Raw genomic sequence first — 1,320 nt, 5'->3', positions numbered from 1 at the left:
GCCGAGGGGCCCGCCCATGGCGCCGACGAGCAGGACGCGGGCCTCGGCCGGGACGGCGCCTCGGGTGCGGCGCAGGGCGAGCGATCCCTCCCCCTCCAGTACGGGCAGGGCGGTGCCGCCGCGGCCGTCCTCGCGTGCGGCGATCCGGGCGACGGATCGCACGCCGGCCGCGGTGGTGCCGGGATTCATGCCGTCCACGTGGCGAGCCGCTCACGGACCCAGGCCGCGACATCGGCCACCCCGCCCTCCGAGCGCAACGACTGCAGCACGACGGGGAGTTCGGCCCGCGCCTCCTTGGCGTCGGAGGCCATCCGGCCGAGGTCGGAGCCGACGTACGGGGCGAGGTCGGTCTTGTTGATGACGAGCAGGTCGGCGGTGGTGACGCCGGGGCCGCCCTTGCGCGGGATGTCATCGCCGCCCGCCACGTCGATGACGAAGACCTGGGCGTCGACGAGGCCCTTGGAGAAGGTGGCGGTGAGGTTGTCGCCGCCGGACTCGACGAGGATCAGATCGAGCGGGCCGACCTCGTCCTCCAGGTCCTCGACCGCTTCGAGGTTGGCGGAGATGTCGTCGCGGATCGCCGTGTGCGGGCAGGCGCCGGTCTCCACGGCGGTGATCCGCTCGGGCGGCAGCACGGCCTCGCGCAGCAGGAACTCGGCGTCCTCGCGCGTGTAGATGTCGTTCGTGACGACGGCGAGGGAGAGCTCGTCGCGCAGGGCGCGGCACAGCGCGGCGACGGTCGCGGTCTTGCCGGATCCGACCGGCCCGCCGAGTCCGATGCGCAGGGCGCGCCGGGTGCCGTCGGGACGGTGGGCATCGGCGGAGACGGCGGCGGGTCCGTCGTGGGAATGGTCGAGATGCATGGCTACGGCTCCGTTTTCAGGCAGGTGGTGGGGGATCGGGTCCGGCTGCGCCGCACTACGACGCGAACAGCCGCACCGGCCAGGCGGCATGCGCCTCCGCGCCGATCTCGAGCAGGGGCGCGGACCCGGCGGGCAGTGCGTCGACGCCTTCGTCGACGGCACGTCTCGCCGCGTCCACGGCGTCCCGCACGATCCGGTCGAGTTCCGGTGCGAGCCGCGCGAGGGCTCCGGTGGCGTCGAACGGGTCGAGGCTCAGCAGGCGTACGGCGGCGGTCGCGGGACCGCTGACGCCCTCGTACGCCGAGCAGTACGCGGCGTCCTCGGGCCCGAGTCCGGCCGCGCGGGCGGTCAGGCCGAGCACGACCGGCTGGTGCGCTCCCTTGGGGAACTGCTGTGCCAGGGCGTCGAGTTCGGGGTGCGGCCAGGTCGCCCGGGCCGCCCGCATCAGCTGCCGGCC

Annotated in this window: 2 protein-coding genes and 1 pseudogene; all 3 read right to left on the bottom strand. The window is 74.7% G+C overall.

Annotated features, from left to right (window positions below):
• A pseudogene (locus G3I40_RS32540) lies at positions 1 to 189 on the bottom strand (urease accessory protein UreD); the annotation flags it as partial.
• Positions 186 to 863: an urease accessory protein UreG gene (gene ureG / locus G3I40_RS32535; RefSeq protein ID WP_164306211.1), complete on the bottom strand. Its 678-nt coding sequence runs from the start codon at positions 861 to 863 to the stop codon at positions 186 to 188. The pseudogene G3I40_RS32540 and the gene ureG, both read right to left, overlap by 4 nt.
• A gap of 55 nt (positions 864 to 918) precedes the next feature.
• Positions 919 to 1,320: urease accessory UreF family protein (locus tag G3I40_RS32530; protein ID WP_275410259.1), on the bottom strand; the 402-nt coding region annotated here is incomplete at its 5' end.

The sequence above is a fragment of the Streptomyces sp. SID14478 genome, assembly GCF_010548525.1.
Lineage (GTDB): Bacteria > Actinomycetota > Actinomycetes > Streptomycetales > Streptomycetaceae > Streptomyces.
Note: the sequence above shows the minus strand (reverse complement) of the source record. Positions and strands in the feature narration are given on the sequence as shown.

Bases quoted from the DNA above. Each gene is read 5' to 3' on its own strand.
- ureG (WP_164306211.1), bottom strand. From the start codon at position 863: ATGCATCTCGACCATTCCCACGACGGACCCGCCGCCGTCTCCGCCGAT.